This window comes from Saliniferula longa (genome assembly GCF_050789285.1).
Taxonomy (GTDB): domain Bacteria; phylum Pseudomonadota; class Alphaproteobacteria; order Rhodobacterales; family Rhodobacteraceae; genus CAVPWP01.
Window position 1 is genome coordinate 1,072,310 of sequence record NZ_JBOUVX010000002.1, and the last position, 24,407, is coordinate 1,096,716.

The 24,407-nt window shown below is 67.4% G+C and carries 25 protein-coding genes and 1 other RNA gene; 12 read left to right on the forward strand and 14 right to left on the reverse strand.

All coding sequences use genetic code 11. From position 1 onward, the window contains the following. Nucleotides 1–44 precede the first annotated feature (44 nt). The 3 genes from ACRDNQ_RS11835 (at nt 45) to ACRDNQ_RS11845 (ending at nt 3,278) form a co-directional block, all read left to right on the forward strand. The gene (locus ACRDNQ_RS11835) at nt 45–515 is read left to right on the forward strand and encodes a YtoQ family protein (RefSeq protein ID WP_431828850.1); all 471 of its coding nucleotides are present in this window, start codon (nt 45–47) and stop codon (nt 513–515) included. Between the two features lie 102 nt (nt 516–617). Beyond that, nucleotides 618–1,001, forward strand: a complete 384-nt coding sequence (gene mscL, locus ACRDNQ_RS11840) for a large-conductance mechanosensitive channel protein MscL (RefSeq protein WP_431828851.1) — start codon at nt 618–620, stop codon at nt 999–1,001. A 126-nt stretch (nt 1,002–1,127) separates the two neighbouring features. Continuing rightward, complete coding sequence (locus ACRDNQ_RS11845) at nt 1,128–3,278, forward strand: sterol desaturase family protein (protein ID WP_431828852.1); 2,151 nt, start codon at nt 1,128–1,130, stop codon at nt 3,276–3,278. Nucleotides 3,279–3,283: 5 nt separating this feature from the next. On the opposite strand, the gene ald is transcribed toward ACRDNQ_RS11845, so the two are convergent. Next, on the reverse strand, nt 3,284–4,402 hold the full coding sequence (gene ald, locus ACRDNQ_RS11850) for an alanine dehydrogenase (RefSeq protein WP_431828853.1): 1,119 nt from the start codon (nt 4,400–4,402) through the stop codon (nt 3,284–3,286). A gap of 134 nt (nt 4,403–4,536) precedes the next feature. Between ald and ACRDNQ_RS11855 the strand changes: the two genes are divergently transcribed. Further along, the gene (locus ACRDNQ_RS11855; RefSeq protein ID WP_431828854.1) at nt 4,537–4,998 is read left to right on the forward strand and encodes an Lrp/AsnC family transcriptional regulator; all 462 of its coding nucleotides are present in this window, start codon (nt 4,537–4,539) and stop codon (nt 4,996–4,998) included. 6 nt (nt 4,999–5,004) lie between these two features. Here the strand turns inward: ACRDNQ_RS11855 and ACRDNQ_RS11860 are convergent, their stop codons facing one another. After that, nucleotides 5,005–5,424: an OsmC family protein gene (locus ACRDNQ_RS11860; RefSeq protein WP_431828855.1), complete on the reverse strand. Its 420-nt coding sequence runs from the start codon at nt 5,422–5,424 to the stop codon at nt 5,005–5,007. Between the two features lie 149 nt (nt 5,425–5,573). Further along, nucleotides 5,574–5,780, reverse strand: a complete 207-nt coding sequence (gene rpsU, locus ACRDNQ_RS11865) for a 30S ribosomal protein S21 (RefSeq protein WP_431828856.1) — start codon at nt 5,778–5,780, stop codon at nt 5,574–5,576. Nucleotides 5,781–5,890: 110 nt separating this feature from the next. Here rpsU and ACRDNQ_RS11870 point away from each other — a divergent pair, with 110 nt between their 5' ends. The 3 genes from ACRDNQ_RS11870 to ACRDNQ_RS11880 all read left to right on the forward strand — a co-directional run bounded on the left by ACRDNQ_RS11870 (nt 5,891) and on the right by ACRDNQ_RS11880 (nt 8,449). Continuing rightward, nucleotides 5,891–6,592 carry a COQ9 family protein gene (locus tag ACRDNQ_RS11870; RefSeq protein ID WP_431828857.1) on the forward strand — a complete coding sequence of 234 codons (702 nt, stop codon included), beginning with the start codon at nt 5,891–5,893 and terminating at the stop codon, nt 6,590–6,592. Further along, on the forward strand, nt 6,589–7,599 hold the full coding sequence (locus ACRDNQ_RS11875) for an NAD(P)H-quinone oxidoreductase (protein WP_431828858.1): 1,011 nt from the start codon (nt 6,589–6,591) through the stop codon (nt 7,597–7,599). The genes ACRDNQ_RS11870 and ACRDNQ_RS11875 overlap by 4 nt, the downstream gene beginning before the upstream one ends. Before the next feature lie 118 nt (nt 7,600–7,717). After that, complete coding sequence (locus ACRDNQ_RS11880) at nt 7,718–8,449, forward strand: VPLPA-CTERM sorting domain-containing protein (protein ID WP_431828859.1); 732 nt, start codon at nt 7,718–7,720, stop codon at nt 8,447–8,449. 73 nt (nt 8,450–8,522) lie between these two features. On the opposite strand, the gene ACRDNQ_RS11885 is transcribed toward ACRDNQ_RS11880, so the two are convergent. Beyond that, nucleotides 8,523–9,203, reverse strand: coding sequence for a ribonuclease T2 family protein (locus ACRDNQ_RS11885; RefSeq protein WP_431828860.1), 681 nt, complete (start codon nt 9,201–9,203; stop codon nt 8,523–8,525). A 122-nt stretch (nt 9,204–9,325) separates the two neighbouring features. Here ACRDNQ_RS11885 and ACRDNQ_RS11890 point away from each other — a divergent pair, with 122 nt between their 5' ends. Next, nucleotides 9,326–10,081 (forward strand): DUF1013 domain-containing protein, encoded by a 756-nt coding sequence (locus tag ACRDNQ_RS11890; RefSeq protein ID WP_431828861.1) that lies wholly within the window; start codon nt 9,326–9,328, stop codon nt 10,079–10,081. Between the two features lie 74 nt (nt 10,082–10,155). Here the strand turns inward: ACRDNQ_RS11890 and ACRDNQ_RS11895 are convergent, their stop codons facing one another. From ACRDNQ_RS11895 to ACRDNQ_RS11910, 4 genes are all read right to left on the reverse strand, one after another. Beyond that, entirely contained in the window at nt 10,156–11,586 is a 1,431-nt protein-coding gene (locus ACRDNQ_RS11895; protein WP_431828862.1) for an arylsulfatase B, read from the reverse strand. Nucleotides 11,587–11,745: 159 nt separating this feature from the next. Further along, the gene (gene recR / locus ACRDNQ_RS11900; RefSeq protein ID WP_431828863.1) at nt 11,746–12,342 is read right to left on the reverse strand and encodes a recombination mediator RecR; all 597 of its coding nucleotides are present in this window, start codon (nt 12,340–12,342) and stop codon (nt 11,746–11,748) included. Nucleotides 12,343–12,349: 7 nt separating this feature from the next. Further along, a complete protein-coding gene (locus ACRDNQ_RS11905; RefSeq protein WP_431828864.1) occupies nt 12,350–12,694 on the reverse strand; it encodes a YbaB/EbfC family nucleoid-associated protein in 345 nt (114 codons plus the stop codon). Between the two features lie 95 nt (nt 12,695–12,789). After that, nucleotides 12,790–14,562, reverse strand: a complete 1,773-nt coding sequence (locus tag ACRDNQ_RS11910) for a DNA polymerase III subunit gamma/tau (protein WP_431828865.1) — start codon at nt 14,560–14,562, stop codon at nt 12,790–12,792. 105 nt (nt 14,563–14,667) lie between these two features. Here ACRDNQ_RS11910 and ACRDNQ_RS11915 point away from each other — a divergent pair, with 105 nt between their 5' ends. Beyond that, on the forward strand, nt 14,668–14,982 hold the full coding sequence (locus ACRDNQ_RS11915) for a hypothetical protein (RefSeq protein WP_431828866.1): 315 nt from the start codon (nt 14,668–14,670) through the stop codon (nt 14,980–14,982). A 5-nt stretch (nt 14,983–14,987) separates the two neighbouring features. Here the strand turns inward: ACRDNQ_RS11915 and rsgA are convergent, their stop codons facing one another. From rsgA to ACRDNQ_RS11940, 5 genes are all read right to left on the reverse strand, one after another. Next, on the reverse strand, nt 14,988–16,040 hold the full coding sequence (gene rsgA, locus ACRDNQ_RS11920; protein WP_431828867.1) for a ribosome small subunit-dependent GTPase A: 1,053 nt from the start codon (nt 16,038–16,040) through the stop codon (nt 14,988–14,990). A 170-nt stretch (nt 16,041–16,210) separates the two neighbouring features. Further along, nucleotides 16,211–16,307, reverse strand: an RNA gene (ffs, locus tag ACRDNQ_RS11925) — signal recognition particle sRNA small type. Nucleotides 16,308–16,435: 128 nt separating this feature from the next. Then, entirely contained in the window at nt 16,436–17,278 is an 843-nt protein-coding gene (locus tag ACRDNQ_RS11930) for an ABC transporter permease (protein ID WP_431828868.1), read from the reverse strand. Nucleotides 17,279–17,288: 10 nt separating this feature from the next. Further along, nucleotides 17,289–18,083: an ABC transporter ATP-binding protein gene (locus ACRDNQ_RS11935; RefSeq protein ID WP_431828869.1), complete on the reverse strand. Its 795-nt coding sequence runs from the start codon at nt 18,081–18,083 to the stop codon at nt 17,289–17,291. 65 nt (nt 18,084–18,148) lie between these two features. After that, the gene (locus ACRDNQ_RS11940; RefSeq protein WP_431828870.1) at nt 18,149–19,162 is read right to left on the reverse strand and encodes an ABC transporter substrate-binding protein; all 1,014 of its coding nucleotides are present in this window, start codon (nt 19,160–19,162) and stop codon (nt 18,149–18,151) included. A gap of 213 nt (nt 19,163–19,375) precedes the next feature. Between ACRDNQ_RS11940 and ACRDNQ_RS11945 the strand changes: the two genes are divergently transcribed. Beyond that, nucleotides 19,376–20,764, forward strand: a complete 1,389-nt coding sequence (locus tag ACRDNQ_RS11945; RefSeq protein ID WP_431828871.1) for a hypothetical protein — start codon at nt 19,376–19,378, stop codon at nt 20,762–20,764. Here ACRDNQ_RS11945 and ACRDNQ_RS11950 read toward each other — a convergent pair. Next, nucleotides 20,754–22,709 carry a bifunctional 2',3'-cyclic-nucleotide 2'-phosphodiesterase/3'-nucleotidase gene (locus ACRDNQ_RS11950; protein ID WP_431828872.1) on the reverse strand — a complete coding sequence of 652 codons (1,956 nt, stop codon included), beginning with the start codon at nt 22,707–22,709 and terminating at the stop codon, nt 20,754–20,756. The genes ACRDNQ_RS11945 and ACRDNQ_RS11950 overlap by 11 nt on opposite strands. Nucleotides 22,710–22,965: 256 nt before the next feature. Between ACRDNQ_RS11950 and nudC the strand changes: the two genes are divergently transcribed. Continuing rightward, nucleotides 22,966–23,928, forward strand: coding sequence for an NAD(+) diphosphatase (gene nudC / locus ACRDNQ_RS11955; protein WP_431828873.1), 963 nt, complete (start codon nt 22,966–22,968; stop codon nt 23,926–23,928). A gap of 10 nt (nt 23,929–23,938) precedes the next feature. Continuing rightward, a complete protein-coding gene (locus ACRDNQ_RS11960) occupies nt 23,939–24,391 on the forward strand; it encodes an SRPBCC family protein (RefSeq protein ID WP_431828874.1) in 453 nt (150 codons plus the stop codon). Nucleotides 24,392–24,407 lie beyond the last annotated feature (16 nt).

A 24,407-nucleotide genomic window follows, 5' to 3' on the forward strand; every position in this document is an offset into this window, starting at 1 on the left:
TGCTGCCATCCGGGCTAGGTTTGCCGGAAAAGGAGGACCCAGACATGACCCTGAACGTTTACCTTTCGGGTGAGATCCACACCGACTGGCGCGAACAGATCGTCGCGGGCGCGCGCGGTCTGGACGTGGCGTTTCACGCGCCGGTGACCGATCACGAGGCGTCCGACGACTGCGGCGTGGCGATCCTGGGGGCCGAGGCCGACAAGTTCTGGCACGACCACAAGGGTGCGAAGTTGAACGCGATCCGGACCCGCAAGGGGATCGAGGAGGCCGACGTCGTCGTCGTGCGCTTCGGCGAGAAGTACCGCCAGTGGAACGCGGCCTTCGACGCGGGCTATGCCGCGGCGCTTGGCAAGTCGATCATCGTGCTGAGCCAGCCCGACCACCAGCACGCTCTGAAGGAAGTCCATGCCGCCGCCCTGGCCGTGGCCGAAGAGCCGCGACAGGTCGTCGAGATCCTGCGCTATGTCCTGACCGGCGCCTTGCCGCGCACCTCTGCCGCCGCGGCCGAGTAGGCGGAAAAAACACGCTGGCCCCGAGGCCTGCGCGTGCTATCGAAGGCGCGGGGTCGGCGATTGGCCCGGCCAGTGCGAACGCGACAACGTGGGAAAGCGAGTATGCTCAAGGAATTCAGGGAGTTCATTGCGCGCGGCAACGTCATCGACCTTGCCGTGGGGATCATCATCGGTGCGGCGTTCACCGCCATCGTGACCTCGATCGTCGAGGACCTGGTGAACCCGCTGATCGGCTTGATCATCGGCGGCGTCGATTTCAGCGCGATCAGCTTTGGCGTCGGCGACGCGCAGTTCATGATCGGCAACTTCATCAACGCCGTGATCAAGTTCCTGATCATCGCCTGGGTCGTGTTCCTGATCGTCAAGGCGGTGAACCGCGTCAGCACGCTTGCCAAGAAGCCGGAAGAGGCCGCGCCCGAAGAGCCGAAGGGCCCGACGCAGGAAGAGCTTCTGATCGAGATCCGCGACGCGCTGAAGGCACGCTGAGGACGGCCCGGTCTGCCGGCCCGGCCGCGCTGGCGGGGCCGCCCTGACCGAGGCTCTGCAAGATTGCGCCAAAATTCAACCACAGTTGGCTGAGACCATCGCCCCAGATGCGGGAGTTCCGGGGCGATGGATCTACTTCAGGAAATATGGCGCGATCTAATATCGGCGCCATTCGACATGAACCTGCGGATCTCGCTGTTCTACCTGTTCTGCACGGCGTGCCTTGCCACGGCGGTCTGGGGGCTCAGGGGGCGTCCGCAGCCCTTCCTTCGCTGGCTCCTGCCGCGCGAAGTCTACCGGCACAGGTCGAACCTTCTCGACATCAAGCTGTTCCTGACCAACCGCGTCGCCGGCGTGACCGGGATACTGGGCGCGATCCTTGGCCCGACTGTGGTGGCTTATTACACGCTCAATGGGCTTGCGCTGCTGACCGGGCAGGGCCTTGCGGACGAGCCCGCGACCGGCATGCGGCTTCTGATCGCGACGCTCTCCATCGTCGTGGCGCGGGATTTCTGCGTGTACTGGGCGCACCGGTTGCACCACGACAGCCCGGTTCTGTGGCCATTCCATGCCGTGCACCATTCGGCCGAGGTGCTGACGCCCCTCACGGTCACCCGGGCCCATCCGGTTGAGACCATCATTCGCAACGTCCTGATCGCGGGGCTTGTGGGCGTCGTGCAGGCGCTTCTGCTTTTCTTCGTCACCGGGCAGATCAGCGTGCTCGAGATCGGCGGGGCGAACGCGATCTACTTCCTGTTCAACGCGCTGGGGTCCAATCTTCGGCACAGCCACATCTGGCTGAGCTATGGGCGGGTGCTCGAGCATATCTTCATCTCGCCGGCGCAGCACCAGATCCATCATTCGATGGACGTGAAGCACCACAACAAGAACTACGGCTCGATCTTCGCGATCTGGGACTGGATGTTCGGGACGCTTTACGTCCCCCGGACCTATGAGGAACTGCGCTTCGGCGTGGCCGATGCGACGGGCACGTCCCTCGGACAGCCTTATCCGACATTGCGCGCCGCGCTGATCCGCCCCTTCGTCGAAAGCTGGCAGGCGCTGTCCCTGAACCGCAGCGAAGGCGCGCCGGCCCTGCGCGTCGTGCCGGCGCCTGCGCCCCGCCCGATGGACGCGTCCTTCTCGCTCTGGCTCGACGTCTTGCGGGCGGTGGCGGCCTTCGCGGTGCTGTTCGGCCACATGGCCCATGTCCGCTTCACCGGCGGCGACTTCTTCGTTCTGCGCGAGGTGAACCTGGCCAGCGACGCGGTGATCGTCTTCTTCGTGCTGTCCGGTCTCGTGATCGCCCACGCCGCAAGCCGAGACGGCACATGGGAGGCTTTCGCCTTCAACCGGGCGACGCGCATCCTGTCGGTCGTCGCGCCCGCGCTTCTGCTGACGCTTGTCTTCGATGGCATCGGCACCCGGATCGATCCGTCGGCCTATCCGCCGGACTACTACTGGGATCTGCCGCTGTCCGAGTTCCTGCTGCGGGGGCTGACGCTGACCAACCAGTGGCAGGGATACTGGGACTGGGTGCGCCTTGGCACGAACGGACCCCTGTGGTCGCTAAGCTACGAGGTCGCCTACTATCTGATGTTCGGGGTCGCGCTGTTTCTGCGCGGACCGATGCGGTGGCTTTTGCTTGCGCTTCTCGCGCTTGTGGCGGGGCTGCCGATCCTGCTTCTGCTTCCCGCGTGGCTGATCGGGGTGGCGGTCTGGCGGCGCATCGGCACGCCCGGTGCGACGGGCCTGCCGATGCCGCTTGCGGTGGGCCTTGCCTTGGGGGCGCCCGTGCTTGTCGTGGTGCTGAAGGCCCTTGGCGCGGATACGCTGCTGAACGATATCACGGCCGCTGCGGTGTCTCCGGCCAGCCCGGCCCAGCTTTTCATCTATTCCGACGAAGTCCTGTGGAACACCGTTCTGGCGCTTCTGGTCGCGGCGCATCTTGTCGGCATGATCGGCGTCGTCGCGCGCGTGTCGATCCGCCTCGATTCAGCCTTTGCCCGGATCATCCGGTGGCTCGCAGGGGGCAGCTTCTCGCTTTACATCATGCATTATCCGACGCTTCACCTGCTTGACGCGACGCTGCCAGAAAGCCTTCCCGGCCTGCATCTGTGGATGCTTCTGCTAACCCTGGCCGTCTGTTACGGGTTTGCCGCGCTTTTCGAGCGCCCGCTGGGACGGTTTCGCGCCGCGCTGCGCCAGATGGCCGAACGCCGCCACGACAAGGTCGCGGCGGCGTCCGATCTGACCGTGGATCGCAGCGCGCCCTAGCGCACTCAGACCTTCAGCGCCAATTGCGGCGACAGCACGTCGATGCCAAGCGCCTTGCCCACCGCGTAATAGGTCAGGTTCCCGGCGTGGACGTTCAGACCGTTCAGCAGATGCGGATCGTCCTGGCAGGCCTGCCGCCAGCCCTTGTCGGCCAGCGCCAGCATGAAGGGCATCGTGGCATTGCCAAGGGCGATGGTCGAGGTGCGCGCGACCGCGCCGGGCATGTTGGCCACGCAGTAATGCATGATCCCGTCGACCTCGTAGATCGGCTTTTCATGGGTCGTGGCCTTCGACGTCTCGAAGCAGCCGCCCTGGTCGATCGCCACGTCGACGATCGCCGCGCCGGGCTTCATCGAGGACAGCTGCGCGCGGGTGACAAGCTTCGGCGCCGCCGCGCCGGGCACCAGGACCGCGCCGATCACCAGATCGGCTTGGGCCACCAGTTCCGCCGTGGTGCCGGCCGAGGCATAGCTGGTGCGGAACACACCGCCGAAGACGTCATCGAGATAGCGCAGGCGCGGCAACGACCGGTCAAGAACGACCACGTCCGACCCCATACCGGCCGCGATACGGGCGGCATGGGTGCCGACGACGCCGCCGCCGATGACGACCGTGCGCGCAGGCGCCACGCCGGGCACGCCGCCCATCAGCACGCCGCGTCCGCCGTTGGCCTTCTGCAGGGTCCAGGCCCCGACCTGCGGCGCAAGCCGGCCGGCGACTTCGGACATCGGCGCCAGCAGCGGCAGGCCGCCGGCCGCGTCGGTCACGGTCTCATAGGCGATGGCGGTGCACCCCGATGCCAGCAGGTCCTTCGTCTGCTCCGGATCGGGCGCGAGGTGAAGATAGGTGAACAGCACCTGGCCCTCGCGCAGCATAGCGCGCTCGACCGCCTGGGGTTCCTTCACCTTCACGATCATGTCCGCTTGGGCGAAGACCTCGGCCGCGGTGCCGACCAGGCGCGCGCCGGCGGCCGTGTAATCTGCGTCGGGGAAGCCTGATCCGGCGCCGGCGCCGGTCTCGACGATGACGTCGTGACCGTGGCGCACGGCCTCCTGGGCGGCGTTGGGCGTCAGGCCCACGCGGAATTCCTGCGGCTTGATCTCTTTCGGGCAGCCAATCTTCATGGGGGTCCTCCCTGGCAATCGCGCGATTCAATGCCGCATCCGAAGTGAAATGTGTTTGAAACTTTGCGCGTGGTTCTGGCAGTAAGCGGGAGAATTAGCGATCAACGCGCCAAGAACCGGGAGATGTTTGCGCGATGGAAGACTTCGACACAATCGACCGACGCATCCTGCAGATCCTGCAGAAGCGTGGACGCATCTCGAACGCCGAACTCTCCGAGGTCGCGAACCTGTCGCCCTCGGCCTGTCACAGGCGCGTGCAGCGGCTCGAGAAACTGGGGGTGATCCGCGACTACGTGGCACTTCTTGATCCGCGGAAGCTTGGTCGGCCCACGACCGTCTTCGTCGAGATCACGTTGTCGGGCCAGGCCGACGAGGTGCTCGACGCCTTCGAAAGGGCCGTGGCGCAGATCCCCGACGTGCTGGAGTGCCACCTCATGGCCGGGGCGGCGGACTATCTGCTCAAGGTGGTGGCGGCCGATACCGAGGATTTCGCCCGCATCCACCGCCGGTTCCTTGCCCGGCTGCCCGGCGTGGCGCAGATGCATTCCAGCTTTGCGCTGCGCACGGTGCGCCAGACCACCGCGCTTCCGGTGTGACGGGTGTCAGGCCGAAGTATCCACGATCTCGTAGTCGTGGGTGACGGTCGCGGTCTTTTCCAGCATGGCGGTGGCCGAACAGTATTTCTCGACCGACAGGTTGATCGCGCGTTCGACCTTGGCCTCCGACAGGCCCCGGCCCTTGACCACGAAATGCAGATGGATGCGGGTGAAGACCTTGGGCGGTTCGGGCGCCCGGTCGGCGTCAAGCTGGACGATCACGTCGTCGACCGGCTGGCGTCCCTTCTGAAGGATGTCGACGACATCCCAGGCCGAACAGCTGCCCGCACCCATCAGCACAAGCTCCATTGCGCTGGGGCCGGGCTTCGCGCCGCCGTCATGCGCGGTGCCGATGACGATGGAATGCCCGGTTTCGGTCTGGCCGGTGAACGTCCGGTCGCCGACCCAGGTGATGGTGGATTTCATCGTGCCCTCCGCTGCTGACGGCACGCAATTACGGCCTTTCGGCGCCGTGCGCCAGACCCGCGGAACCGATGCCCGAAGACGACAAACCCCCGGGCGATGCCGGGGGCCGTCTGACCGGCGGGTTGCCCCGCCACAGTGCTTTCAGGAGCTTACATGAGCCCTTCGCGCTGGGCCTTCTTCCGCGCGAGCTTGCGCGCGCGGCGGATCGCTTCGGCCTTCTCGCGCGCCCGCTTTTCGGACGGTTTCTCGAAATGCTGCTTGAGCTTCATTTCCCGAAACACGCCTTCACGCTGAAGTTTCTTCTTCAACGCGCGCAGCGCCTGATCGACGTTGTTGTCGCGAACACTGACCTGCATCGTGGTGTCACCACCTTCCTAAGTTAGAGTTGCATTGGCTGCAGGAAGTGGCCCTATAGCAAAGGCGCCATAGATTGTCCACTGCCCGAGAAACACGGCGGAGACCCTGCATGACCGACGCACCCACCGACCTAAAGACGCGCCTGCTTGACGCGGCGCTGCCGCATGTCGCCTTCGACGGCTGGACCGACGCGACCTTCCGTGCGGCCTGCCAGGACGCCGGCGTGGACGCCGCCGCGGCCCGGCTGGCCTGCCCGCGTGGCGCGATCGACCTTGCCGTCGCCTTCCACCGTCGCGGCGACGAGGCGATGACGCGCCGCCTTGCCACGGCGGACCTGTCGCCGATGCGCTTTCGCGATCGGATCGCGGCGGCGATCCGCTTTCGCCTCGAGGCCACGGGCGATGCCGAGGCCGTGCGGCGGGGCGTGACCCTTTTCGCCCTGCCGATGCACGCGCCCGAGGGCGCGCGGCTGATCTGGGGCACCGCCGATGTGATCTGGACCTCGCTTGGCGACACGTCCGAGGATCTGAACTGGTACACCAAGCGCGCCACGCTGGGCGCAGTCTACAGCTCGACCGTGCTGTTCTGGCTGGGCGACGAAAGCCCGGGCCATCAGGACACATGGGCCTTCGTCGATCGCCGGATCGAGGATGTGATGCGGATCGAGAAGCTCAAGACGCAGGCGCGGGAGAATCCGGTGCTTTCGCGCCTGTTGGCGGGGCCAGCCTGGGTCGCGGGGAAGGTGCGCAAGCCCGCGCGCGTGCCGCAGGTCGATCTTCCGGGGTTCACGGCGGGCCACACCCCGCGATGACCGCCGCGATCAAGACCGCCCTGCCCGCCACGATGACGGCCGTCGAGATCGCCGAGGCCGGCGGCCCCGAGGTCTTGCGTCCCTCGACCCGCCCCGTGCCCGCGCCGGGCCATGGCCAGGTCCTGATTCGCGTGGCTTTCGCCGGGGTGAACCGCCCCGACGCGCTGCAGCGCGCCGGCTCTTACGCACCGCCGCCCGGTGCGTCGGACCTGCCCGGGCTCGAGGTGTCCGGCGAAATCGCCGCGCTTGGACCGGGCGTGACGGGCTGGCGCGTGGGCGATCCGGTTTGCGCCCTGACCCCCGGCGGGGGCTATGCGGGCTATGTCGTGACGCCGGCCGCGCATTGCCTGCCCGTGCCCGCGGGGATGGGCCTGAAGGAGGCCGCCTGCCTGCCCGAAACCTTCTTCACCGTCTGGTCGAACGTCTTCATGCGCGGCGGGCTGGAAGCGGGCGAGGTATTTCTTGTCCACGGCGGGTCCTCGGGGATCGGGACGACGGCCATCCAGCTGGCCCGGCACTTCGGCGCCCGCGTCTTCACGACCGCCGGGTCGGAGGCGAAATGCGCGGCCTGCCTGGCGCTTGGTGCCGAGCGCGCGATCGACTATCGCGCCGAAGATTTCGTCGAGGTGCTGCGCGCCGAAGCGGGGGGTGCGGACCTGATCCTCGACATGGTCGGCGGCGACTACCTGCCGCGCAACGTTCGTGCGCTCAAGGATGACGGTCGGCTGGTGCAGATCGCCTTCCTGCGAGGACCGAAGGTCGAACTCAACTTCGCGCAGGTCATGGTGCGGCGGCTCACCCTTACCGGCTCGACTCTGCGCCCGCAGTCCGACCTGGCCAAGGCGCGCATTGCCGAAGCCTTGCTTGAGCATGTGTGGCCGGTCCTGGCCACCGGCCGGATCGCCCCGGTGATGGACAGCACCTTTGCCCTGACCGAGGCCGCCGCCGCCCACGCCCGGATGGAAAGTTCGGCCCACATCGGCAAGATCGTCCTCGCCGTGGCCTGAGCGGAGGGGAAACAGTGTTTTCATTAACCGAAGATTAACAGACGCCGGAATTGCTGGTAATTGACAGGTCCGGGTCGGCGTGTGGCTGCGCCCGGATCCTGTGTTGCGAGGTCTGTTGATGAGTGCCCTTCGTTCTGCCGCCCTGGTCGCCCTTGCGATCGGTGTCGCGGCCCCGGCATCGGCCGGAACCGTTCTTTTCACCGCTGACAAGTTCGATGGCGACGCAGGCACGTCCGATGTCTTCAACGGAAATGGAAACACGGCGGTCCGCATCACCGGCGGGCCGCGCACCGTCAGCGCGCTGGCCGGCGGCTTCGCGCTGAGCGACGGGATCGCCGAGTTCGTGGCCTGGTGCCTCGACATCGGGAACACGCTGTCGATCCCCGGATCGGGCACCCCGTATCACCAGACCGGCACGCCCTTCTCGAACACGACCGGGGCGCTTTCAGGCACCACCGTCGGGACGATCCGCGCCCTGTTCGAAACCAGCTATGCCACCCTGGACCTTGCCAGCCCGTCGCAGTCCGCCGGGTTCCAGCTTGCCCTGTGGGAAATCCTTTACGAGACCGACGACGCGTTCGACCTTGGCGCGGGCAGCTTCAGGCAGACCCGGACCACCGGCGCCGCGCTTGCGGCCAACGCGCAGGCGAACGCGTTCCTCGGGGCGCTGGGCGGTCCGGTGACGCAGCGCTACCGCCTGACCTTCTTCGAATCCGGAACCGACCAGCAGGGCAACCAGCTCAGCCAGAACCTGGTGGCCGTCTCCCCGGTTCCGTTGCCGGCCGCGGCCGGATTCCTGATCGCCGGCCTTGGCGCCCTTGCCACCTTCAAGCGTCGCCGGAAGATCTGAGCCCGCTCACGTCACTACCTACAAGCGCGATGGCTCAGAGTGGCCCCCGGCCCCCCCGGGGGCCACACCTGTTTCAGCGGACGGGCTCCATGATCGCGCGCCGGGCCGTGCAGTCGCGGCGCACGTCCGGGCCGCAATCCCTGGGCTGCAGATCGCGCGTCAGGCAGATGCGCACTTCGGCGATCATCTCGCCCGCGCAGGTGACTTCCATCCTGTCGTCGGTCAGGCCGGGGTTGGCTTCGGCGAAGGCGTCTTCGACGACCTGCGCGGGCAGGCGGATCGTCTCGCCGAAGCGGTGGAAGGCCGGCGGACGGGTCACGCTTTCATAGGCCGCACGCGCTGCAGCAAAGTAATCGGCCGCCGACATCCCGCTGCACCGCCCGTGCTTTTGCCACTGGTACCAGGCCAGTCCGGAGGTTCCCATGATGTCGGACATCGCGGCCGTCTCGCGCCGGGTGGGGTCGCGTTGATCGGTGCGGCAGAAGCTGGGCCAGCCCTCTTCGTACTGGGGCCAGAGTCCATGCAGGATCCAGCCATGGTCGTGGCGCGGGTCGCACTGGTCGGATCCGCGCGCGTCGCCCTCGCGGGCGCACCAGTTGGGCGACCATGACAGCGCCATCACGAAATAGTCGAACACGCCGGCCCGTTCGCCTTCGGCCTCGGCCGGGGCCGCAAGCGCTGCGCACACGGCAAGGGCGGCGAGGGCGCGGGCGGTCAGGGCGTGGGGGATGGCCCGGGCGGTGGATGCGCGCATTTCCTCTTTCCTCCGTCCGTCATGGCGATTATATACCCCCGCAACTTCCCCGAAATCGAGGATGTGGTCCACCCGGACCGGCCGATTTCCCGGCACGGGAAAGATTTGTCAGGAGACGCCCGATGAATAAACCGATCATGGCAAAGGCGACCGCCGTCTGGCTGGTCGACAACACCACGCTCAGCTTCAGGCAGATCGCCGAATTCTGCGGCCTGCACGAGCTTGAAGTGCAGGGCATCGCCGACGGCGACGTGGCGGCGGGCGTGCGCGGCTTCGACCCGGTCGCCAACAACCAGCTTGACCAGATCGAGATCGAGCGCGGCGAAAAGGACCCCGTCTACAAGCTGAAGCTCAAGTACAACCCCGCCGCCGAAGGCGAGGAAAAGCGCCGTGGCCCGCGCTATACGCCGCTCTCGAAGCGGCAGGACCGGCCGGCGGCGATCCTTTGGCTGGTGAAGTTCCACCCCGAACTGACCGACGGTCAGATCGGCAAGCTGGTCGGCACGACGAAGCCCACCATCCAGTCTATCCGCGAGCGCACGCACTGGAACATCGGCAATATCCAGCCGATCGATCCGGTGGCCCTTGGCCTGTGCAAACAGACCGAGCTTGACGCGGCGGTCCAGAAGGCGGCCCGCAAGTCCGCCTCGGAAGGTGGCCTGATGAGCGATGACGAGCGCCGCAAGCTTGTCTCGACCGAGCAGAGCCTTGGCATGGAAGCCGAGCCCAAGATCCCGACTGCGATCGCGGGGCTTGAGACCTTCACCCTGGGGGGCACGTCGCAGGACGACGATGAAGACGATGGCGCCGTGCCCGATGCGGAAAGCTTCTTCAATCTTCCCAACGACGATGACGAGGACGACGACGACGACCGTTGAGCGGCCGCGTCGTTTCGGAACGGAGAAGGGCGCCGGTGACGGCGCCCTTTGTCGTTCGGGGCCTTGCCCGGCGGTCAGTCGTGGATGGCGTAGAAGCCGTCCTCGTTGGGGAAAACGGGCGCGCCCTCCTCGCGGCCGAGATAGGCGTTGAAGGTCTGTTCGAAGAACATCGACCGTGCCATTTCCGAGGCAAGCTGCTGCACTCGTGCCTCGAGTGCGACCGCGACCTCAGGGTTTTCGGCAGCGAGGTTCAAGGTCTCGCCCGGGTCGTTGGCAAGGTTGAAAAGCTCGACGCGGCTCGGAAGCGGCGCCTGGAGGTAAAGCTTCCAGTCGCCGTCCCGCACCGCGCCGCGGAACATCTCGACGTTGTAGACCAGTTCCGTCCGAGGCGACGGCGCGCCGGTCGCGATCGTCTCCCAGACGTCCAGCCCGTCAAGCGGCTTGGTGCCCTCGGTGCTCGCCCCTGCAAGACCGGCGAGCGTCGGCAGCATGTCGACCACATGCATCATGCCGTCGACCGTGCCAGGCTGGATCACTCCGGGCCAGGTCGCAAGCGCCACGGCCCGGGTCCCGCCTTCGTAGAGATCGCCCTTGCCGCCCCGATAGGGGCCATTGCTGGCGGGCAGGTCGCCCGACAGGTCGATCTGGCCCGCAAAGGCCGCAGTTCGCACGCCCCCGTTGTCGCTGTGGAAGATGACGAGCGTGTCCTCGGCCATACCCTTCGCCTCGATCGCATCGAGGACAGCGCCGATCTGGTCGTCCATCTCCGAGATCATGGCGGCATAGGCGCGGCGGTTCGGATCGGCGATGTCGCCGTACTCGTCGAGTTCGTCCTGTGGCGCTTGGAACGGCGTGTGCGGGGCAGTGAAGGCGAGATACAGGAAGAACGGGTTCTCACTGTCGTGGCCTTCGATGAACCGCACGGCGTCTTCGCCGAGAAGGGTCGTGACGTAGCCCTCTTCCTCGAGGACTTCGTTGTCGCGATACCAGTCCGTCAGGCCGCTGATCTCGCGCGTGAAATAGTCGATCTCGCCGATCAGGGCGCCATACTGGTAGTCGAATCCCCGCTGGCGCGGCCAATAGGCCCGGTCGGCGTGCCCCAGGTGCCACTTCCCGATGATTGCCGTTTCATAGCCGGCATCGCGCAGGATCTCGGGCAGAAGGCGTTCGTCCAGGGGAATGCCGTAGGTCTGCTCGGGCAGGATGACGAAGCTTTGCAGCCCATAGCGCAACGGATAGCGCCCGGTCATCAGCGCCGCGCGCGTCTGGGTGCACATCGGCTGGACGTGGAAATCGGCAAGGCGCGCTCCTTCCGCGGCCAGCGCGTCCAGCGACGGGGTCAGGATGTCCGAGCCGTGAAAGCCGACGTCGGCCCATCCAAGGTCGTCGGCCACGATGTAAAGGATATTGGGCCGTGGCGGGTCGGACTGCGCCGCGGCGGGCAAGCCGATTGCGGTGGCAAGAAGCACAAGCAGGAACGACCGGATCGAAGGTGCGACGATCATCATGACCTCGAACAAGCGGCGTCGCGATGTGCAACGCCTGCCGGCACTCTAGGCTGCGGAAAAGACCACGCGCCAGCGATTCCTCGCATGGGTTCGAAGGCGGCCTTTCGGGCGCGATGAGGCGGTTCCACACGCCGGACCCGGCCCGGCGGCGCGCCGTCAGAAGGCCTTGCGCGCCTTCATCGCCGCGCTGATCGTGCCGTCGTCGAGATAGTCCAGTTCGCCCCCGATCGGCACGCCCTGCGCAAGCGATGTCACGCTGACACCGCCACCCAGCTGGTCGGCGATGTAATGGGCGGTCGTCTGCCCGTCGATCGTGGCGTTCAGCGCAAGGATCACTTCCTCGACACCCTCCGAGCGCACACGGTCGAGAAGGCGCGGGATGCGAAGATCCTCGGGTCCGACGCCATCAAGCGCTGAAAGCGTGCCTCCCAGGACATGATAGCGGCCCTTGAAGACCCCGGATCGTTCCATCGCCCAAAGATCGGCCACGTCCTCGACCACACAGATCTTGCCGTTCGCGCGTCCGGAGTCGCGGCAGATGCCGCAGGTGTCCGACGTGCCGATGTTGCCGCAGCTCACGCATTCGCGGGCCGTCGCGGCGACGGTTTGCATCGCCTCGGCCAGGGGCGCCATGACCTGCCCGCGCTTCTTGATCAGGTAAAGCACCGCGCGCCGGGCCGATCGGGGCCCAAGGCCCGGCAACCGCGCCATCAGGTCGATCAGGCCTTCGATCTCGCGCGGGGCGTCGGACACATCGGCCTCAGAACGGCAGCTTCATGTTGGTCGGCAGGCCCATGTCCTCGGTCAGCTTCTGCATCTCTGCCTGGCTGCGGTCCGAGGCCTTCATCTGCGCGTCCTTGATCGCGGCAAGGATCAGGTCCTCGACCACTTCCTTGTCGTCCGAATTGAAAATCGACGGGTCGATGTCGAGGCCGATAAGCTCGCCCTTCGCGGTCGAGGTCGCCTTGACCAGCCCCGCGCCGCTTTCGCCGGTGACGGTGATGCGGTGCAGTTCCTCCTGCAGCTCGGCCATGCGGGTCTGCATTTCCTGCGCCTTCTTCATCATCCCGGCCATGTCGCCGAGGCCGCCCAATCCCTTGAACATCGCCATCTCCGTTGGTGTCTGCCGTCTGCCCGAGATACGCACCTCGCCCCCCGGGTGCAAGGCGCACACGGACCGGGCGCGCAGGGCGCGGCCGGTCATCCTTCCTCGAAGGGATCCCATTCCTCGTCCACCTCGGGCAGCGCGTCGCTTGCGGCTTCGCGTGCCGCCGCCTCGGCGGTGCGGATCGCCGTGATCTTCGCCTGGGGAAAGGCCGAAAGGACGGCCTGTGTCAGCGGATGCTGCATGGCCTCGGCCTTGAGGGCCTCCGTCTCGGCGGCGCGCGTCTCGGCGATCGAGGGGGCGCCGCCGGCCGAAACGACCGACACGCCCCAGCGCGCCCCGGTCCAAAGCTGAAGCCGGGCCCCCAGCCGCTGGGCAAGATCGGCCGCAGCCAGCGGAGAGGGTTCGAACTCGATCCGTCCGGGGGCATAGGCGACCAGCCGCACGCCCTGTTCGACCTCGACCAGAAGCTTCACGTCGCGGTTGGCGCGGATCAGCTCCAGCACCGAGTCAAAGCGCGGATAGCGGGCAAGGGCCGTGTCGGGCGCGCGCGCCGGCGCCGTGGCCGCACCCGAGGACAGGACCGGTCCCGTCGGCGCGAATCCGGCGCCGATCCCCGCCGGCGGGGCAGGGGATGCCTCCCGGCGGATGCCACCGCCGCCACCGCCGCCGCCGGACGGGCCGCCCGGCATGGGTGCGGGCGGCGCATCGCGCACTTTGCGCACCAGTTCCTCGGGCGTCGGCAAGTCGGCCACATGCGTCAGGCGGATCACCGCCATCTCGGCCGCCATCATCGTGTTCGGGGCCGACGCGACCTCGTCCAGCACCTTGAGAAGCATCTGCCACATCCGCGTCAGCACGCGCATCGGCAGCCGTTCGGCCAGCGCCGCGCCGCGCACCCGTTCGTCGGGCGAGACGGTCGGATCCTCGGCGGCCTCAGGGGTGATCTTGACGATGCTGACCCAGTGGGTGATCTCGGCCAGATCGCGCAGGATCGACAGCGGATCGCCCCCCGCGGCATACTGCGACGAAAGCTCTGCCAGGGCCCCGGCCGCATCGCCCTGAAGCACCTTTTCGAACAGGTCAAAGACCCGCGCCCGGTCGGCCAGGCCCAGCATCGCGCGCACCTGTTCGGCGGTCGTTTCGCCCGCGCCGTGCGAGATGGCCTGGTCGAGCAGGCTGACGGCATCGCGCACCGATCCTTCGGCGGCCCGGGTGATCAGCGCAAGCGCCTCGTCCTCGATCCCGGCGCCTTCCTTTCCAGCGATGCCCCGCAGATGCGCGATCATCACCTCGGGCTCGATCCGGCGCAGGTCGAACCGCTGGCAGCGCGACAGGACCGTAACCGGCACCTTGCGGATTTCGGTGGTGGCGAAGATGAACTTCACGTGCGCCGGCGGTTCCTCGAGCGTCTTCAGAAGCGCGTTGAACGCGTTCCTGGAGAGCATGTGAACCTCGTCGATGATGTAGATCTTGTAGCGCGCCGACGCCGCGCGATAGGCCACGCTGTCGATGATTTCGCGGATGTCATCGACGCCGGTGCGGCTGGCGGCGTCCATCTCGAGCACGTCGAGGTGCCGGCCTTCGGCGATCGCCACGCAATGTTCGCAGGTGCCGCAGGGTTCCGTGGTCGGCCCCCCCCGCCCGTCACGACCGACGCAGTTGATCCCCTTGGCGATGATCCGCGCGGTCGAGGTCTTTCCTGTTCCGCGGATGCCCGTCATGATGAAGGCCTGCGCGATGCGGTCGGCGGCGAAGGCGTTCTTCAGCGTGCGCACCACCGCGTCCTGGCCGATCAGGTCGGCGAAGGTCGCGGGGCGGTACTTGCGGGCAAGGACCTGGTAGGCGGTATCCTGGGGCTCGGCCATGTCTCTCCGGGGGAGTCGCTGCCCGGCGACGTTAGGACGCGCGCCGCGCCGCGACAACCCGAAGACGGGCAGATCGGAGCCGACGAAAACAAGGGAGCCGACCGAATGGAGAGCGACCTCAGACGACTGGTTCTGATGACCTGCCTTGCGCTTTGGGCACTCCTGTGGGGATGGTCCTTCGCCACTTTCGTCGGAACCGAGCCCGGGGGTGAGGTATCCGCGCTCGGGTCGGACCGCATGACGACCTTCCTCGGCTGGCAGATGGCCGCCGCCCTTCCCGCCTTCGCGGCTTGGGTGCTGGGCCGCGACTGGCCGCCGGACAGCGGCGTGCGGCGGCTGTCGCGCGTGCCGCTGCGCCTTGCCCTTGGCTTGGCCGCCATCATGGGCGGGCTTGTCCTCTGGGCGAAGCTGGCGGGCTAGGAGGGTCAGCCTTTTCGTTTCAGGTCGATCGCCTCCTTCACCACGCGGCCGAAAGTCCGTTCGCGGGAGCGCCGTTCGTGCCGCGCTTCGGAATTCAGGGCGTCCTCGCGCCGCAGCTTGCGCCACCGCCCCAGCCGCGCGGGATCGAGGTCGCCACCGTCGACCGCCGCCTGAACCGCGCATCCCGGCTCGGCCTCGTGCGCGCAGTCGCGGAACCGACAGCGCCGCGCGAGGTCAAGGATGTCGTCGAAAAGCTCGTCGATGCCCGTGGAGGCATCCTGAAGGGCGATCTCGCGCATTCCCGGCATGTCGATGACCATCGCACCGCCCACGGTGCGCCGCAGTGTGCGCGACGTGGTGGTGTGGCGACCCTTCGCATCGTCTTCGCGGACCGGTTGCGTCGCGATCCCGTCCCCTGTCAGCCCCGTGACCAGCGTCGACTTGCCGACCCCCGATGAGCCGAGGAAGGCAATCGTCTGGCCGCGCCCAAGCCAGGGTGCAAGCGGGGCAAGCGCGGCGGCGTCGGTGGCGTCAAGGGCCACGACATCGGCGATGCGGGGCGAGACGGCCGCCGCCCGGGCGACGAAATCCTGCGGGTCGTCCGCCAGATCCGCCTTGGTCAGGACGACGACCGGCGTCACGCCCGCGTCGAGTGCCAGCGCCAGATAGCGTTCAAGCCGCGCCGGGTTGAAGTCGGCGTTGCACGAGGTCACGAGGAACAGCGTGTCGACATTGGCTGCCATCAGCTGCTGCCGGTTGTCGGTCCCGGCGGCCTTGCGGGCGATGACCGACTGCCGCCCCAGAACGCGCGCGATGCGCCGCGCCGCCGGATCGACCATCACCCAGTCGCCCACGGCGGTGTCACCCGCGGGCAGCGTCGGTGGAAAGGTCATGGTGATGGGGCCGTCGGGGCCAAGCCCGGTGGCCCGATCGCGTTCGACCGCGATCAGCCGAAGCGGGCGAAGCGTCTCGAATTCCTCGAGCGTCAGTTGCCCCATGAAGAAGGCCGACCAGCCAAGGTCGGCAAGGGTAAGGTCGTGCGATGTCTGCGATGTCATTGCCTTGCCTTGCGCATGAAGAAACGGTGCGCTGCCCGTGGTGGTCGGGGGGCGGCGCCGGACATGGCGGGCAAGCTCGTAAAGATCGGCGCGCGGGGGCGCGTCAGGACACTCTTGCCCGGCGGATCGCAACGACAGTCATTCATGTCCTCCGGGCCGAAACGGCGCAAGGTGAGAGGCTGGACAACGACCCAAGCGGGGCTCGTTACGGCTGCTTCCTTCCGGACCTGACCGGGTTGGCGAGGTGCCTGCCCGCGCCAACCTCTCGGGTGTGGATATAGGGCGATTCCGTGCGGGGTTCAACGGGCGGCGGCACCGGCTGGCCGGGCTTGGGTCCAGAGCCCAGGCCCGAGGAAGCGTCTGGGTCGATGGAAGTGCGGTCGACGACGCCTAGCCTAGCCTGGGCTGCGGTCGGCCCAGCCGGCGAAGATCTTCTCGAGTGCTACGACGACATAGTAAAGGACGATCCCCAGGAACGCGAGCGCAAGGAGAACCGCGAACATCAGCGGGTAGTCCGAATTCGTCTTGCCCGAATCAAAGAGCGCGCCGAGGCCGCGCCCGTGGGGGCTGACGATCTCCATCAGGTTCGTGCCGATGAACGCGAGCGTCACCGAAACCTTCAGCGCGCCGAAGAATTCGGGCAGCGTCTTCGGCAGCGCGATCTTGCGAAAGATCGTGGCCTGGCTCGCGCCGAGCGAGCGAAGGATGTCGCGGTATTCGGGCTCGAGGGTCGAAAGCCCGATCGAGACCGAGACCGCGATCGGGAAGAACGAGATCATGAATGCGATGAGGATCGTGTTGAAGTCGTGCTGGCCCACGAAAAGAAGCGCCACGATCGGTACGACGGTGGCCTTGGGGATGGCGTTGAAGCCGACAAGCAGGGGGTAAAGCGCATCACGCATCGTGCGCGAAAAGCCCATCACCATGCCAATTCCCACGCCCACGACGACCGCAAGAACAAGGCCCACGACCGTGCGCCAAAGCGTCTGCCAGCCCATGATCAGGAACAGGTCCCAGAAGCGCGCATAGGCGGCCGGCAGGTCCGAGGGCGAGGCCATGACGTAGTTGGGCCAGTCGTTCACCCAGACCAGCGCTTCCCACAGAATCAGGAAGACGACGATCGCGGCCAGCGGCGCCACGACGGCGCGACTGGTAAGCCAGCCCGTGACGCCGGTGCCGGGCGCGCGGGTCTCTCCGGCCGGTTTCGGGACGCTCAGCGATTCTGGGACATAGGTCATGGCGGCGGCCTCAGGCGGCATCGGCGGGCGCACGGCCCTGCGCGATTTCGATCTGGTGGCGCAGGACGTTCAACATCTCGGCCGCCTCGGGCGTGTAAAGATGGTCGATGTCGCGCGCCCCCTTGAGGTTCACATCCAGTACGAACTGCGTGCGCGCCGGCCGTCCCGACAGCACGATCACTTCGTCGGCGAGGAAGATGGATTCGCGCAGGTCATGGGTGATGAGAACCCCTGTAAAGGGCTCTTCCGCCTTCAGCGCATGCATCGTCTGCCAAAGATCCTCGCGCGTGAAGGCGTCGAGTGCGCCGAAAGGCTCGTCAAGGATCAGCACGTCGGGCTTGTGGATCAGGCTGCGGCAGAGAGAGGCGCGCTGACGCATGCCGCCCGACAGTTCCGACGGGCGCTTGTCCTCGAACCCCTCGAGCCCGACAAGCGCCAGAAGGCGGCGGGCGCGGTCTTCCTGTTCGGCTTTCGACATCTTCGTGGGCACGATCTCGAGCGGCAGCATCACGTTCTTCAGGATGGTGCGCCATTCCAGAAGAACCGGGTTCTGGAACGCCATGCCGACGGTCGCGCGGGGCCCCTTCACGCGTTCCCCGTGCAGCCAGACTTCGCCCTCATCGGGGATCATCAGGCCGGCGATCAGCCGCGTCAGTGTCGACTTCCCGCAGCCCGAGGGCCCGACCACCGCGACGAAGCCGCCTTCGGGCACCGCCACGTCGAGCCCGTCGAGCACCGGAAGGGGACCGGACTGGGTCTTGTAGGCGTGCCGTACGCCCTTGATCTCGATCAGGTTTCCACTCATCCCGATGCCCCTTTGCCCGCTGTTGGGGAACGGGGCCGCCCCTGTCGGCGCGGCCCCGGATCGTCTTATTCGACCTTGAAGCCGCCCTCGGGCAGGTAGGCGTCGGTGAAGTAAAGCGACACGTCGGGCGCGTTCTGGAAGGTGTAGGTCTCGCCGATCTGGGCGACGGCGCTTTCCATCCGCGCGGGATCGACGATGCCCATCCCGTTGGCCTTGACCCAGTCGGTGATGACGTTCTGGTCAAGCGCCATCTGCAACCGCTCGAGTTCGAGGTCCTTGTCGATCGCGGGGTTGCGCTCGGCAAGACTGTCGATCGCGGCGGCGGGGTTGGCGACCGTGTCGACCCAGCCCTTGGCGACGGCGGCAAGGAAGGCCTTCAGCGTTTCTTCATTCTCGGCCGCCCAGTCGGTGTTGACGAGGATCGCGTTGCCGTAAAGGTCGACCCCATAGTCGGCCATCAGGATGTTCGAGATGTCCTCGGCCGGCACGCCCAGGCGCTTGAGGTTCAGCACCGACGAGAACGAAAAACCGGTGACGGCGGCCACGTTGCCTTCGGCAAGCATCGGTTCGCGCGTGGGGAAGCCCACGGGTTCGATGGTGATGGCCGAGACGTCGAGGTCGTTGGCGCCGGCGAAGATGGGGAACTGCGCCCAGGCGCCGTCCGGCGGCGGGGCGCCCAGCACCTTGCCCTCGAGATCCTTGGGCTCGGACACGCCCAGCGACTTGCGGCCGACGATGGCGAAGGCGGGCTTGTCGTAGATCATCATCACGGCGGTGACCGGGGCGCCGGGGTTCTGGTCTAGGAACTTGATGACCGAGTTCAGGTCGCCGAAGCCAACGGGGAAGGCGCCGGTGGCGATCTTCGGAATGGTGTTGACCGACCCGTCGCCGGCCTCGACCGTGACGTCAAGACCGGCCTCGGCGAAATGGCCGTTGTCGATGGCGACGAAATAGGGTGCGGCGGGGCCTTCGAACTTCCAGTCAAGCGCGAAGGGCAGGGGCGTCTGGGCCGAGGCGGCCGAGCCGGCGATCGCGGCGCCGGCGGCAAGGCCGGCGGCCAGAATGGCACGATGGAACAAGGGAAACCTCCTGTTGTCTGATGCGACGTTGTCCGGCGCGTATCTTTGAAGGGCGGCAAGGGGGGACTCCAGACCCCGCCCCAGGCCGCCGCCCGCCAAAGTAGCATTGCCTGAATTTTGAGCAAGCCTTTCCCCCTGCGCCTAATTTCTGGGGCGCGTGACTCGGTTCGGGCGGCGGGCTAGGGTCGGGCAAAGCCGGTGCAGGAGGCCGCTATGCCAATATCCCTCCCCGTATCCCTGATCGACCGGGACTGGCCGGATTTCGGGGTGCCACGGCTGCCGCCGGCCCCCACCCGGGCCGAGCTTGCGGCGCGGATGTCGCTGATCCGGCAGGCCATGGATGCGGCCGGGCTTTCGGCGCTGGCGATCTACGGCGACCGCGAGCACGCGGCCAATCTTCTTTGGGCCAGCGGCTTCGATCCGCGCTTCGAAGAGGCGCTGATGATCGTGCGGATGGAGGGCGCGCCGCTTCTTCTGGCCGGCAACGAATGCCTGCCCTACACGCAGGCCTCGCCGGCGGTGGCGTCCGGCGATATCGAGGCCGTTCTTTGCGCTTCGTTCTCGCTTCTGTCGCAGCCGCGCGGTGGCGACGGCATCGCCGCACTCATCGACCGGGCGCTGCCTGCGGGCGGGCGGATCGGCACGGTCGGCTGGAAGTACTGGATGGCCGAGGAAGTGGGCGACCCCGAGCATGCGCTTGAGATCCCGTCGCTTCTGGCCGACCTGCTGCGCGGGCGCGCGGACGAGGTCGTCAACGCCACCGCACTGTGCATGCATCCCGGCACCGGCCTGCGCAGCGTCGTCACCGTCGACGAGATCGCGCGGCTTGAATTCGCCAACCACATGGCCGCGGCGGCGCTCAGGCGCATGGCCTTCGCGCTGCGCGAGGGAATGACCGATTTCGCGGCGGTCGAGGCGGCGGGCATCGGCGGGTTGCCGCTGAGCTGCCATGTCACCTTCGCCACCGGGGTGCGGCCCCATGGCCTGTCCGGCCCCACCGGCGAGCGGATCGAGCGCGGGCGGATGCTGTCGTTCAACGTCGGCCACTGGGGTGCCAACATCTGTCGCGCGGGCTGGCTGGCCGAGGGTCCCGACGACCTGCCCGAGGCGGCACGCGACTATCTTGACGCCTTCGTCGGCCCCTACCTTCGGGCCATGGCGGACTGGTGCGGCCTGATGCGCCCGGGCGTTCCGGGCGGTGAGGTGCAGGCGGCGATGGACCACGCGCTTGCGGGGTTCGGCGTCACGCTGAACCCCGGCCACCTGATCGGGACCGACGAATGGATCTCGTCACCCATCTTCCCGGGGTCCGAGCTTCCGATCCGCTCGGGCATGGCGATGCAGATGGACGTGATCCCCGACCATCCGGTTTTTGGCTCGACCCGGATGGAGGACGGCTATGTCATCGCCGATGCTTCCCTGCGCGCGGCGCTGGAGGACCGCCATCCGGGGGTCGCCGCGCGGATCGCGCTTCGGCGCAGTTTCCTGGGCGACGTGACGGGCTTCGATCTGCCCGAGAGCCTGCTGCCGCTGGCCGATACCTGCGGCGTCGTGGCGCCGTTCCTGCTGGCGCCACGAAAGCTTGCGGTGCTCACAGCGTGATGCGGAACCGCGCGAAGCCGTCCGGGCCTGCGCCCGCGGGTTCGATCGCCATGCCGGGCACGCTGTCGGCATAGGCAGTCGCCGCGGGCCCCGTGTCGAACAGGACCGTGGTGCCGGGCATCGGTGCGAAGCTCCAGTTGCCGTCGGCCTTGGGGTCGATGGTGCCCGCCTCGACGATGTAGCGCACGATCACGTCGCGGTTGGTGTCCGGCCCCTCGAAGATGATCGTGTCACCCATCGCCCCGGGGAAGTTGCCGCCGCCCGAGGCGCGGTAGTTGTTGGTGGCGATCACGAACTCCATCCCCTCGGTCACGGGCTGGCCCTGGTACATCAGATTGACGATCCGCTGCGTGCCGGGGTTCACCACGGCGCCGTCGCGGTCGAACATCGCCGGCTGCGACAAGTCGATCTGGTAGGTGACCCCGTCGATGACGTCGAAGTTGTAGCTGGGAAAGTCCGGGTTCAGCAGCACCTGGTCGGCTGCGCCGGGCGTGATCTGGTTGAACATGCCCGCCGACCGTTCCAGCCAACCCTTCAGCTGCGCGCCCGTGACCTTCACCGCCCGCACGGTGTTGGGGTAAAGGTAAAGGTCGGCGACGTTCTTGATCGCGACGTCGCCCACCGGCACATCCGTGTAATAGTCCGGCCCGCCGCGCCCGCCCGCCTTGAAGGGGGCGGCCGCCGACAGGATCGGCAACCCCTCGAAGGCCGTGCCCTTCAACATCTCGGCGATGTACCATTCCTGCGCCTGGCTGACGATCTGGACCGACGGATCGTCAGCCACCAGCGCGAAGTAGGAATGCAGCGGCGCGGCCGTCTTGCCCACGGCGCGGCGGACGTAGGCCAGCGTTTCCTCATGCTCGGCCGCGACCGAGGCCAGCACCGCCTGGTCGCTGTCGACAAGCGCGGTGATCGACCGATCCTCGTTGCGCTGAAAGATCGGCCGCGTCTCGGTAGTGAAGCCCACCACGCGCCAGGACGACCCGTCGCGTTCAAGCATGAGGTCGATCACCCCGAGATGCGAGCCCCAGAACCCGCCCATCACCGCGGGCTTGCCGTGGAGCGTCCCAGCCTCGGGGTCGACGGCGGCGGTGGCGGGATAGTTGGGGCCCGGGAAAACGAGGTGGTGATGCCCGGTCATGACCGCGTCGATGCCCGGAATCGCGGCCAGCGGCACGCTTGCGTTCTCCATCCCGTCTTCGGCGGCGTCCGGCCCGATCCCCGAATGGCTGAGCGCCACGACGATGTCGGCGCCGGCTTCGCGGATCTGCGGCACCCAGGCCGCGACGGTCGCGACGATGTCGCGGGCGGTGACGTTGCCTTCCAGGTGCTTGCGGTCCCAGTTCATGATCTGCGGGGGAACCGCGCCGATCACGCCGATGCGGATCGGATGGCTTTGCCCCGCCCCGTCGATCAGCGTCCGGTCAAGGATCACGTAGGGCGGCACCAGCGTCACGTCGTCCCTGGGCGTGGCGCCCGCGGTCTTGACCACGTTCGCGCTGACGACCGGGAAGGCCGCGCCGGCCAGCGCGTTCATCAGGAACTCGAGCCCGTAATTGAATTCGTGGTTGCCCAGCGTAGAGGCGTCGAAGCCCAGCGTGTTCATCGCGGCAATGACGGGATGCATGTCGCCGGGCGACATCCCGCGCTCGTAGGCGATGTAGTCGCCCATCGGGTTGCCCTGCAGGAAGTCGCCGTTGTCGAGCAGCAGCGAATTCGTGGCCTCGGCCCGCACCGCCGCGACATGGGCGGCCGTCCGGGCAAGACCCACCGTGTCGACCGGTCGGTCGGAGTAATAGTCGTAGGGATAGACATGCACATGCAGGTCCGTCGTCTCCATCAGGCGGAGATGGGCCTGCCCGGCCGCTGCATGGGCCGAGAACGGATGCACCAAGGTGACCGACGCGCCGGCGGCAGAGGTCAGAAGGAAGGTCCGGCGGCTCATCGGGTGGAAATGCGAATGGAAGTGCGAAAGGGCCATGGCAGCAACCTCGGAGCTTTGGGGGACGACTCGCAGGGTACCATGATCCCGACCGCAATGCGCGACGTTCCGGCAACGCCAACCATCTGTGTGAGTGAAGATGGAATCCGGGATGCAATACAAGGTTGAATCTTGCCCCATGATTGCCTTTGCGCAAGCTGCGTGGCATGGCGGTTGCACAAGGCGGGTGCAGGATTGCGGGTGAGGGGCCGGGAACTCCATGAGGCGCGCGGAAACGGTGACATTCGGCGGCTCGTCGCTTGACCGCGCAGGCGACCTGCGGGCCGATTCCGGCGTCCTCGCGCGCCTGCTGGAAAGCCCCGGCACGCGTGTGCTGCCGCTCTGGCGCGGCAAGCCGCTTGTCGTGGGCGAGGATCGTCGACTTGGCCTGATGCCCTTCGACACCGTCCTTTTCCGCGAACACGCGGGCCTGTCCGTCTTTCTTGGCCGCGAAGGGGAAACGACCTATTTCGCCATGGACCTTTCGGCCTGGGAGCCGGACGAGGTGCCCGACACGCTTGGCGCCTTCCTCGACCCTTCCGAACAACGTCACCCTGCGCTTCCCGCCACCCATGTGTTCGCCGAACTGCGCGCCGTGATGATGGGCCTTTCCCCGCGCGAGGCCGAACTGGCCGCCACCGCCAAGGCGATCCTTGGCTGGCATTCCACGCACGGCTTCTGCGCCCGCTGCGGCGCGCCGACGATCGTGGCGCAGGGCGGCTGGCAGCGCACCTGCAACGCTTGCGGGGCGCATCACTTCCCGCGCACAGACCCGGTGGCGATCATGCTGATCACCCACGGCAACGACGTCCTTCTTGGCCGCTCGCCCGGCTGGCCCGAGGGCATGTTTTCGCTTCTTGCGGGGTTCGTCGAACCGGGCGAGACGCTTGAAGGCGCGGTCCGCCGCGAAGTCTTCGAGGAGGCCGGCGTGCGGGTCGGCCGTGTCGATTACCTGGCCTCGCAGCCCTGGCCGTTCCCGTCCTCGCTGATGTTCGGGTGCCGGGGCGAGGCGCTGACGCGCGAGATCACCATCGATCCGGCCGAGATCGAAAGCGCCCGCTGGGTCAGCCGCGAAGACATCGCCGCCGCGCTGGCCGGACAGCATCCCGAGATCAGGCCCGCGCGGAAGGGCGCCATCGCGCAGTTCCTTCTGTCGCACTGGGTCGCGGACAGGCTGGACTGACGGAGGCCACATGAACCTGACCGCACGGGAAGAGATCGCAGCCCCCGCCGACCGCGTCTTTGCCGCGATGACCGACTATCCCAGGCTCGCCCGACTGGCCGAGGGGCGCGGCGTCCGGCTGACGCGGCTTGACAGCCTGCCCGCGCCCGACGTCGGCATGTGCTGGACCGCGCTGGCCCCGATCCGCGGCCAGCTGCGCGAGGTCCGTTCGGAGGTCACCGCCTTCTCCCCGGGGCGGGGCTATGCCGTCGCCTCGACGATCGGCGGAATCGAGGGGCTGACCGAAGTCGAGATGACGGAGCTGGGCGAGGCGCGGACCCGCCTGCGCATCGTTGTCGACCTGCGCCCCGTCACCCTGTCGGGACGCCTTCTGATCCAGCCGCTGAGGCTGGGAAAGGGCGCGCTTCAGGAACGATTCCGCATCCGTGTCGCGGGCCTTGCCCGGTCGATCGAGGCGGGGTAATGCCCATCATCCTTTG

Bases quoted from the DNA above. Each gene is read 5' to 3' on its own strand.
- ACRDNQ_RS11905 (WP_431828864.1), bottom strand. From the start codon at position 12,694: ATGTTCAAGGGATTGGGCGGCCTCGGCGACATGGCCGGGATGATGAAG.
- ACRDNQ_RS11860 (WP_431828855.1), bottom strand. From the start codon at position 5,424: ATGAAATCCACCATCACCTGGGTCGGCGACCGGACGTTCACCGGCCAG.
- ACRDNQ_RS11930 (WP_431828868.1), bottom strand. From the start codon at position 17,278: ATGACCTATGTCCCAGAATCGCTGAGCGTCCCGAAACCGGCCGGAGAG.
- ACRDNQ_RS11935 (WP_431828869.1), bottom strand. From the start codon at position 18,083: ATGAGTGGAAACCTGATCGAGATCAAGGGCGTACGGCACGCCTACAAG.
- ACRDNQ_RS11945 (WP_431828871.1), top strand. From the start codon at position 19,376: ATGCCAATATCCCTCCCCGTATCCCTGATCGACCGGGACTGGCCGGAT.
- ACRDNQ_RS11910 (WP_431828865.1), bottom strand. From the start codon at position 14,562: ATGGCCGAGCCCCAGGATACCGCCTACCAGGTCCTTGCCCGCAAGTAC.
- ACRDNQ_RS11885 (WP_431828860.1), bottom strand. From the start codon at position 9,203: ATGCGCGCATCCACCGCCCGGGCCATCCCCCACGCCCTGACCGCCCGC.
- nudC (WP_431828873.1), top strand. From the start codon at position 22,966: ATGAGGCGCGCGGAAACGGTGACATTCGGCGGCTCGTCGCTTGACCGC.
- ald (WP_431828853.1), bottom strand. From the start codon at position 4,402: ATGAAGATTGGCTGCCCGAAAGAGATCAAGCCGCAGGAATTCCGCGTG.
- ACRDNQ_RS11880 (WP_431828859.1), top strand. From the start codon at position 7,718: ATGAGTGCCCTTCGTTCTGCCGCCCTGGTCGCCCTTGCGATCGGTGTC.
- rsgA (WP_431828867.1), bottom strand. From the start codon at position 16,040: ATGACATCGCAGACATCGCACGACCTTACCCTTGCCGACCTTGGCTGG.
- ACRDNQ_RS11845 (WP_431828852.1), top strand. From the start codon at position 1,128: ATGGATCTACTTCAGGAAATATGGCGCGATCTAATATCGGCGCCATTC.
- ACRDNQ_RS11875 (WP_431828858.1), top strand. From the start codon at position 6,589: ATGACCGCCGCGATCAAGACCGCCCTGCCCGCCACGATGACGGCCGTC.
- ACRDNQ_RS11960 (WP_431828874.1), top strand. From the start codon at position 23,939: ATGAACCTGACCGCACGGGAAGAGATCGCAGCCCCCGCCGACCGCGTC.
- rpsU (WP_431828856.1), bottom strand. From the start codon at position 5,780: ATGCAGGTCAGTGTTCGCGACAACAACGTCGATCAGGCGCTGCGCGCG.
- ACRDNQ_RS11895 (WP_431828862.1), bottom strand. From the start codon at position 11,586: ATGATCGTCGCACCTTCGATCCGGTCGTTCCTGCTTGTGCTTCTTGCC.
- ACRDNQ_RS11870 (WP_431828857.1), top strand. From the start codon at position 5,891: ATGACCGACGCACCCACCGACCTAAAGACGCGCCTGCTTGACGCGGCG.
- ACRDNQ_RS11915 (WP_431828866.1), top strand. From the start codon at position 14,668: ATGGAGAGCGACCTCAGACGACTGGTTCTGATGACCTGCCTTGCGCTT.
- ACRDNQ_RS11855 (WP_431828854.1), top strand. From the start codon at position 4,537: ATGGAAGACTTCGACACAATCGACCGACGCATCCTGCAGATCCTGCAG.
- mscL (WP_431828851.1), top strand. From the start codon at position 618: ATGCTCAAGGAATTCAGGGAGTTCATTGCGCGCGGCAACGTCATCGAC.
- ACRDNQ_RS11950 (WP_431828872.1), bottom strand. From the start codon at position 22,709: ATGAGCCGCCGGACCTTCCTTCTGACCTCTGCCGCCGGCGCGTCGGTC.
- ACRDNQ_RS11835 (WP_431828850.1), top strand. From the start codon at position 45: ATGACCCTGAACGTTTACCTTTCGGGTGAGATCCACACCGACTGGCGC.
- ACRDNQ_RS11890 (WP_431828861.1), top strand. From the start codon at position 9,326: ATGAATAAACCGATCATGGCAAAGGCGACCGCCGTCTGGCTGGTCGAC.